Genomic DNA, 7,348 nt, shown 5'->3' on the forward strand with positions numbered 1-7,348 from the left:
CTGCGTTCCCTGGCCCGCGCCGAACTGGCCCGGTACCGGTAGGGGCCGGGGCGCGTGCGCCCCTACCCCGCCTCCGCGGGGCCCGGGCACCCGGTCGGACCGGGCGTTCGGGCCCCGCCCGTTCTCAGTCCCGCGGGCGCAGGCCGCTGATGAGCATGTCGGCGAAGTACCGGGCGACGTCCTCCCCGGACAGGGCGCCGTCCTTGCGGTACCAGGTGCCCAGGTGGTGCACCGAACCGAAGAAGTAGTCGACGACCAGGTCGGCGGGCACGTCGTCGCGGAAGGCGCCCTCACGCTGCCCCTGCTGGACGAGGTCGCGGAAGTGCTCGTGGTAGCGGCGCCGCTCGGCGCGCACGGTCCGCTGCTTGTCCTGGTCCAGCTGGTGCATGGAGCGGAAGAAGATGACGGTGTCGTCGAGGTTGGCGACACTGGTGACGATGACGTCGGCCGCCGCCTCGCGGACGCGCTCGACGACCGGAGTGTCCTTGGCCGCGATCCGGAGCAGGTGCTCGGTCTGCATCCGCAGCACACGCGCGTAGACCTCGTAGAGCAGGTCGTCCTTGGAGCCGAAGTAGTGGTACATCGCGCCCTTGGTGACCCCGGCCGCCGCGACGATCTCCTGGACCGAGGTCCCCTCGAACCCCCGCTCGGCGAACAGCCGTGTGGCCACCCCGAGCAGGCGTTCGGGCACGGCTCCGCGTTCAGGCGCGGCCCCGTCTCCGGAGTCCGTTCCGACCGTTCGCTGTACTCGCGCCATGTCCAGCCTCACTTCGCGTCCCCGCCTCCGGGGACGAACCGCAACCGACCAGGACAGCATACCGACCGGCTGGTACCTCCTGCACGTGCCGACGCACACCCTCCCCGGGACTCAACCGCGTAGGAGCTCCCGGGCTCGGGCGTACTTGGCGCGCAGGCGCGCGGCCCGGTCGGGAGGGAGCGCGGCCAGGCGGCCCTCGTCGGAGTTGTGGGCGTTGTCGGCCAGTTTGACGAGCCGGCCCAGGGGGTCGGCTGCCGCGCGGCGCACGAGGTCGTCGTAGGACTCCTCCGGCCCGCGCGTCACCGACTCCACCGCGCGTACGACCGCCTCGGGGACCCCGTGGCCACGTAGGTCGTCGGCGGTCAGCGGGGTGTCCTCCAACACGTCGTGCAGGACCCCGGCCATCTGGGCGTGCTCTCCGTGCCCCGCGAGCAGGTCGCGCACGGCGAAGACGTGTTCGGCGTAGGGCCGCCCGGCCTTGTCGGTCTGCCCCGCGTGCGCCCGTTCCGCCAGCCGCGAGGCCTCCTCCAGTCGCATGCGCGCCTCCTTTCCCTCGTGTGGCCCTCGGAGCCATTGTGCTCCGAACGCCGCGACCGCCGCCGGGCCCGGCCCCCTCAGCCGCCCGTGTACTGGTCGGCGAACGCGGCCGAGGGTTCGATCGGCGTGATCACGTCGACGAGGACGCCGGCGGGGTCGGCCACGATGAAGTGCCGCTGACCGAACTCCTCACTGCGCAGGGACAGCTCCGGGGTGAGACCGCCCCGCTCGACCAACCGCTCCCACTCCGCGTCCACGTCCTCCACCTCCAGGTTGAGCAGCAGGCCGCGCACGGGGGCACGGTGGGCCTCGGGCAGCGTGGGGTGGGTGTGGTCGAGGAGGGCGAGCTCGTAGGCGGGCGGACCGGGGCGGCGCAGACTCACGTACCAGTCGGCGGCGAAGGTCACCTCGAAGTCGAACAGATCCGTGTAGAAGGCGCGCGTCTCCTCGATCCGGGACGTGCAGATCACCGGGTAGAAACTGGTCAGGCGCATGGTCGACCCCTTTTCACATACTCTTGGTATGTGAAGGTACACTATTGGCGTACCGAAGGTATGTCAATAGCGGGGAGGGAACCGATGGCCGCGACCGCCCGTGCGCACCAACGCGAACGGACCCGGCGGGCACTGCTCGGGCACGCCCGCCGGCTGTTCGCCGAACACGGATACGCCGAGGTGGGCCTGGCCGAGGTCGTGGCCGCGGCCTCGGTGACCAAGGGCGCCCTCTACCACCAGTTCGACGGCAAGAGCGACCTGTTCCGCGCGGTCCTGGAGGAGGTACAGGCCGAGGTCTCCGCCCGTGTGGCTAAGGCCGCCGACGCCCATGACGATCCCTGGGCCCGGCTCACCGCGGGGTGCCGGGCGTTCCTCACCGCCAGCACGGACCCGCGTGTACAGCGGATCATGCTGGTGGACGGCCCCGCCGTACTGGGCTGGGCCGCCTGGCGGGCCATGGACGAAGCCGGATCGGCCCGCCACCTGACCGAGGCGCTCACCGAGCTCGCCGAGGCTGGACTGCTGCGCCCGCAGCCGATCGCCCCGCTCGCCCACCTGCTCTCCGGCGCGATGAACGAGGCCGCCCTGTGGCTGGCCGCGTCTGGAGCGGACGGCGACCCGGAGGAGGTGTGGACGGCGCTGTCGGGGATGCTCGAGTCGCTGCGGGCCGACCCGGCGGCGACCACGCGCGGTGAGCGATAGGCTGGCCCGCATGTCGGAGAGCGAACGGGAGGAGCGGGAGTTCAGGGCCGACTTCGTCCGGCGCTTCTCCGAGTACTGGCAGTCGCAGGGCCGCCCCCGCGCCGAGGGGCGCATCGTGGGCTTCCTCCTGGTCGCCGACCGCGAGGCGGTCACCGCCGAGGAGGTCGTCGAGGGCGCCCAGGTCAGCCGCGGTTCGGTCTCGCAGTCGGTGCGCCGCCTGGCGGACCTGGGCTTCGTCACCCTGACCGAGGCGCCCGACCGGCGCTCGCGGCTGATCACCATGGACGAGGACGTGTGGGGCGGGTTCCTGCGCAACGAGCGCGGCTACCTCAGGCAGCAGCGTGATCTGGCCAGGTCCGCCCTCGACCGGCTCCCCGCGCTGAGCGCCCCGTCCCGCAACCGCCTGCGCAACATGTACGACTACATGACCTGGCTCGACGACTACCACGACACCCTCCTCGCCCACTGGGAGGAGTACAAGGCGCGGCGGGACCGCTGAGCCGGGCGGGTGCGGGCCGGGCGGTCCGCCACCCGGCCCGGGCGTGCGACCCGCGGCGCGGCTCAGGGCCGCTCGTGCGGGATGACCAGCGGAGTCCTCGTCCGCGGGTCCGGCACCACATCGCAGGCCAGCCCGAAGACCTCCCCCACGAGCCGTGCGGTGACCACGTCCTCGGGCAGGCCGTCGGCGACCACACGGCCGCCGGACATCATCACCAGGCGCGTGGCGAACCGGGCCGCCTGGGCCAGGTCGTGCAGGACCGCCACGATGGTGCGGCCCTTCCGGTGCAGGTCGGCGAAGAGCTCCAGCAGCTCGTACTGGTGCGCGATGTCCAGGTAGGTGGTCGGCTCGTCCAGCAGCAGCACACCGGTGTCCTGAGCCAGGACCATCGCCACCCACGCTCGCTGGCGCTGCCCGCCCGACAGCGATCCCACCTGGACTCCGGCCAGGTCGGCCATCCCCGTGAGCTCCAGCGCCTCGTCGACGGCCTCCTCGTCACGCGGGCTCCACTGCCGCAACAGGGTGTGGTGCGGGAAGCGTCCGCGCGTGGCCAGGGCGCGGACGGTGATGCCCTCCGGCGCCAGCGGGCTCTGCGGGAGCAGTGCCAGGCGGCGGGCGACCGCCTTGGCACGCTGGGCGCGGATGTCGCGGCCGTGCAGCAGCACCCGACCCGACACCGGCGGGTTCACCCGGCCCAGCGCTTTGAGCAGGGTGGACTTACCGCACCCGTTGGGGCCGACGATGACGGTGAACTCCCCCTCCGCCACCTCCAGGTCGAGGTCGCGCACGACGGGGTCGGACCCGTACCCCAGGGTGAGGCCCTCCGCGGCCAGCACCGGACCGTTGCCCTCACTCACAGAACACCCTTTCGCCATTCACGAACCAACAGACATCCCAGGTACACGCCGCCCAGCGCCATGGTCAGGATGCCGACCGGCAGACCCTCCGCCGCCGGGGCCTGCTGCACGACCAGATCCGCCGCGGCCAGCAGGAGCGCCCCGACCAGCGCGGACACCGCCAGGTTCGGGCCTGGCGCCCCGGTGGTCCGGCGCGCGATCTGCGGGGCGGTCAGGGACACGAAGGAGATCGGCCCCGCGACGCTGACCGCGGCGGCCGACAGCACCACCGACAGCGTGATCGCACCCGTACGGGTGCGTCCGGCCCGGGCCCCGAGGGAGTCGGCGAGCTCGTCGCCCATCTCGTTGACCGCGACCGGTCCGGCCAGCGCCGCGGCGAACGGCACGGCCAGGGCGACCGCGATCCCGATGGTGGCGGCGTGGTCCCAGGAGCGGGCCCCGAGGCTGCCGTAGATGTAGGAGTGCAGGACGGAGGCCTCGTCCCTGGCCAGCACCGCGACGACGTACTGGGTGAAGGCGTGCGCCATGGCGGCCACACCGATACCCGCGACGATGAGGCGGCCTGGGTGGCGCAGCCCGCTGCCGGTGGCCAGGGCCACGGCCGCCATGGCCAGCGCCGACCCGGCCAGGGCTCCGAGCGGGACGGGGACGGCGCCGGGCAGCAGCAGGGCCGTGACGGCCGCTCCGGCCCCGGCGCCCGCGCCCAACCCGATCACGTCCGGGCTGCCCAACGGGTTGCGGGTGACGGACTGGAACAGGGCGCCCGCGATGCCCAGGGCGGCTCCGGCTCCCAGGGCCACGGCCAGGCGCGGCCCGCGCAGCCGTTCCAGCACGAAGGTCTCGGTGCCCTCCCCCGCGCCCGCGATGACGGCGGGCAGCCGGGTGAGCGGGACGCCGAGGCGGCCCAGCGTGAGGGTGAGGGCGGCGATCCCCACCAGCAGGAGGACGTACAGCGCGGTCCACAGGAGGGCGCGCGGGTGGAGCGGCAGTGCGATCACGCGCCCGACCCTCAGCACGGGACCCGCCGGCCCCCGGCTTCGCGCCGACCCGCGGCTCACGCCGTGCCCCGCATCCGGCGGACCACGTACAGGAGCACGGGCGCGCCGACGAACGCGGTGACCACGCCGACCATGAGCTCGATCGGCCGGGCGATCGTACGGCCCACGACGTCGGAGAGCAGCAGCAGCGTGGGGCCGACGAGCAGGGCGAAGGGCGCTTGGAGGCGAAAGTCCACGCCGACCAGGCCCCGGACGATGTGCGGCACGGCCAGTCCCACGAACGCGATCGGTCCCACGGCCGCGGTCGCCGCGGCGGCCAGGACGGTGGCCGCGACGAGGGCGCAGGCGCGTACCAGGACGGTGTTGGCCCCGGTGGACACGGCGGCCTCCTCTCCCAGGGCGAGGGCGTTGAGTCCTCCGGTCGCGAGCAGGGCCGCGACCGTCGCGGCGGCCACGACGGGAAGCACCGTCACGGCGACGTCGAGGTCCCGTCCGGCCAGGGAGCCGACGACCCAGTAGCGGTAGGTGTCGAACACCTCGGGCATGCTCAGCGAGACCGCCTGGACATAGGCGTTCAGGACGGCCGAGACCACCGCGCCGGCCAGGACGAGGCGGGCCATCCCGCCGTCACCGCCCCGGCTGCCCACGGCGTGGGCGGTCAGTCCGGCCAGGAGCGCGCCGGGCAGTGCCCACCACAGGGCTTCGGAGGTCGAGAGCGATCCGAACAGGGCGGTGGCCGTGACCACCGCGGCCCGCGCCCGCCGCTCCGGCGTTGACGCCGAGTAGTCCGGGATCGGCGAGCGGATTGCGGGTGACGCCCTGCATGAGGGTTCCCGCCAGAGCCAGCGCGGCCCCGACGAGGACGCCCACGGCGGTGCGCGGGACGCGGTTGGCCACCACGGCGGCGGTGAAGTCGTCCGCCTCACCGGTCAGGACCGCCCACAGTTCGGCGGGGGGGGTGGGCCGCCCGCCGAGGACGAGGCTGAGGACGACCGCCCCGGCCAGGGCCGCCGCACCCGCGCCGAGCGCGACGGTGGTGCGTGCGGGACCCCTCCGGGGCGGCGCCGGGAGTGTGTTCACGATCGGTGCTTCGGTCGGGTCAGCCCTCGGCCTTCTCCGCGGCCTCCTGGATCAGGGGCACGTAGCGGTCGATGACCCAGGGGACGGTGAGCGGGTTGATGATGGAGGAGGCGGTGACGAAGGAGGTGTCGTCGCTGGCGACCACGGAACCGCGCTCGATGGCCGGGATCGCCGCGTAGAGGTCCTGCGCCTCGATTTCGGCGCGGGTCTCGGCGTCGGTGTAGAAGGTGAAGATCAGGTCGCTGTCCCTGAGCTGGTCGGCGTTCTCCAGACCGATGAGCGCCGAGTCGGTGCCCTCGGTCTCGGGGAGGGTCTCCACGACCGGGTCGACGGTCAGACCCATGTTGCTGACCATGGCCACGCGCTGCTCGGTGGGCATGAGCACGCCGAGGGTGCCGGGGCCGTCGGTGTAGACGTAGGAGAAGACCAGTTCCTCGAACTCGGGGTGCTCCTCGGCGACCGCGGCGAACCGGCCCTCGATGTCCTCGATGAGTCCCTGGGCCTGCTCGGGCCGGCCCAGCGCCTGGCCGATGACCTCGATCTGCTCGTCCCACTCGGCGTTCCACGCCTCCTCGGCGTAGGCGACCGTGGGCGCGATGTCGGTGAGGATGTCGTACTGCTCCTGGGTGATCCCGGACCAGGGGGCCAGGATGACGTCGGGCTCCAGTTCGATGACGGCCTCGAAGTCGATGTCGTCGGCTCCGGTGAACTGGGTGGGCAGCTCGTCGCCCGCCTCGGTGACGGCCTCGTGGATCCACGGCAGGTAGCCGGTCTCGTCGCTGCCCCACTCATAGCTCTCGATGCCGACCGGGGTCACGCCGAGGGCGATCGCGGTCTCGGCCGATCCCTGACCGAGGGTGACCACGCGCTCGGGCGCCTCGGGGATCTCAGCCGAGCCGAGGGCGTGCTCGATGCTGACGGGGAAGGCCCCGTCGCCCGGGGCGGTCTCCCCGCCGTCTCGACCGGCGGGCTCGGCGCCGCAGGCGGCCAGGCCCACGGCCAGGAGGGCGGTCGTTCCGATACCGCCCAGGCGGCGGAGAGTGGAGTCCATGCTGACGCTGCTTTCTTCGTGACGGGGAGGAGGTCGCCTCGTGTCCGGGAGGCCGCGCGGGGTGGGGACCCCAGGGGTGTCGCGGAGGACAGAACAGGACAATCCTGGCGAGAACCAAGGTTAGTCTAACCTCACTTCTCGCCTATTTCAAAAAATCTGAAACCTCTGGGCGCGCCAACTCCCCACCTCAGCGACGTTCCACCCGCCACACGGGGACCTGTGCCAGGGTGGATCCGGACAGGCCCGCGGCGCGCGGCCGGGCCCGGGACGGACGAGGGGAAGACATGTGCCTGTGTGGAACCGGTGAGACCGTTCGCTCCCGTACCGGCGAGACGGCGGCGGACGTGCCGCCGTCGGCGGCCCCGGCGGTTCC

The 7,348-nt window shown here is 72.9% G+C and carries 8 protein-coding genes and 1 pseudogene; 2 read left to right on the forward strand and 7 right to left on the reverse strand.

Translation table 11 applies throughout. The features are described 5' to 3' along the window. Positions 1-124: 124 nt before the first annotated feature. The 3 genes from D471_RS0109300 to D471_RS0109310 form a co-directional block, all read right to left on the reverse strand. Positions 125-757, reverse strand: a complete 633-nt coding sequence (locus D471_RS0109300; protein WP_026127560.1) for a TetR/AcrR family transcriptional regulator — start codon at positions 755-757, stop codon at positions 125-127. A gap of 111 nt (positions 758-868) precedes the next feature. Beyond that, on the reverse strand, positions 869-1,294 hold the full coding sequence (locus D471_RS0109305) for an HD domain-containing protein (protein ID WP_017598371.1): 426 nt from the start codon (positions 1,292-1,294) through the stop codon (positions 869-871). A 77-nt stretch (positions 1,295-1,371) separates the two neighbouring features. Next, positions 1,372-1,788, reverse strand: coding sequence for a VOC family protein (locus tag D471_RS0109310; RefSeq protein ID WP_017598372.1), 417 nt, complete (start codon positions 1,786-1,788; stop codon positions 1,372-1,374). A gap of 84 nt (positions 1,789-1,872) precedes the next feature. On the opposite strand from D471_RS0109310, the gene D471_RS0109315 reads away from it, so the two are divergent. Together D471_RS0109315 and D471_RS0109320 are read left to right on the forward strand one after the other, a co-directional pair. Continuing rightward, the gene (locus D471_RS0109315; protein ID WP_017598373.1) at positions 1,873-2,490 is read left to right on the forward strand and encodes a TetR/AcrR family transcriptional regulator; all 618 of its coding nucleotides are present in this window, start codon (positions 1,873-1,875) and stop codon (positions 2,488-2,490) included. A gap of 10 nt (positions 2,491-2,500) precedes the next feature. Next, positions 2,501-2,989, forward strand: coding sequence for a GbsR/MarR family transcriptional regulator (locus D471_RS0109320; RefSeq protein ID WP_017598374.1), 489 nt, complete (start codon positions 2,501-2,503; stop codon positions 2,987-2,989). Between the two features lie 62 nt (positions 2,990-3,051). Here D471_RS0109320 and D471_RS0109325 read toward each other — a convergent pair whose 3' ends face one another. The 4 genes and pseudogenes from D471_RS0109325 to D471_RS0109340 form a co-directional block, all read right to left on the reverse strand. Next, complete coding sequence (locus tag D471_RS0109325) at positions 3,052-3,846, reverse strand: ABC transporter ATP-binding protein (RefSeq protein WP_017598375.1); 795 nt, start codon at positions 3,844-3,846, stop codon at positions 3,052-3,054. Continuing rightward, a complete protein-coding gene (locus D471_RS0109330) occupies positions 3,843-4,862 on the reverse strand; it encodes a FecCD family ABC transporter permease (RefSeq protein ID WP_017598376.1) in 1,020 nt (339 codons plus the stop codon). Before D471_RS0109330 ends, D471_RS0109325 begins: the two co-directional genes overlap by 4 nt. A gap of 38 nt (positions 4,863-4,900) precedes the next feature. Next, positions 4,901-5,924 (reverse strand): annotated as a pseudogene (locus tag D471_RS33650) (FecCD family ABC transporter permease). 19 nt (positions 5,925-5,943) lie between these two features. After that, positions 5,944-6,975, reverse strand: coding sequence for an iron-siderophore ABC transporter substrate-binding protein (locus D471_RS0109340; protein WP_017598377.1), 1,032 nt, complete (start codon positions 6,973-6,975; stop codon positions 5,944-5,946). Between the last annotated feature and the right edge of the window lie 373 nt (positions 6,976-7,348).

Origin of the sequence: Nocardiopsis lucentensis DSM 44048 (genome assembly GCF_000341125.1) — a bacterium.
Classification (GTDB): Bacteria; Actinomycetota; Actinomycetes; order Streptosporangiales; family Streptosporangiaceae; genus Nocardiopsis; species Nocardiopsis lucentensis.

Bases quoted from the DNA above. Each gene is read 5' to 3' on its own strand.
- D471_RS0109300 (WP_026127560.1), bottom strand. From the start codon at position 757: ATGGCGCGAGTACAGCGAACGGTCGGAACGGACTCCGGAGACGGGGCC.
- D471_RS0109305 (WP_017598371.1), bottom strand. From the start codon at position 1,294: ATGCGACTGGAGGAGGCCTCGCGGCTGGCGGAACGGGCGCACGCGGGG.
- D471_RS0109310 (WP_017598372.1), bottom strand. From the start codon at position 1,788: ATGCGCCTGACCAGTTTCTACCCGGTGATCTGCACGTCCCGGATCGAG.
- D471_RS0109315 (WP_017598373.1), top strand. From the start codon at position 1,873: ATGGCCGCGACCGCCCGTGCGCACCAACGCGAACGGACCCGGCGGGCA.
- D471_RS0109320 (WP_017598374.1), top strand. From the start codon at position 2,501: ATGTCGGAGAGCGAACGGGAGGAGCGGGAGTTCAGGGCCGACTTCGTC.
- D471_RS0109340 (WP_017598377.1), bottom strand. From the start codon at position 6,975: ATGGACTCCACTCTCCGCCGCCTGGGCGGTATCGGAACGACCGCCCTC.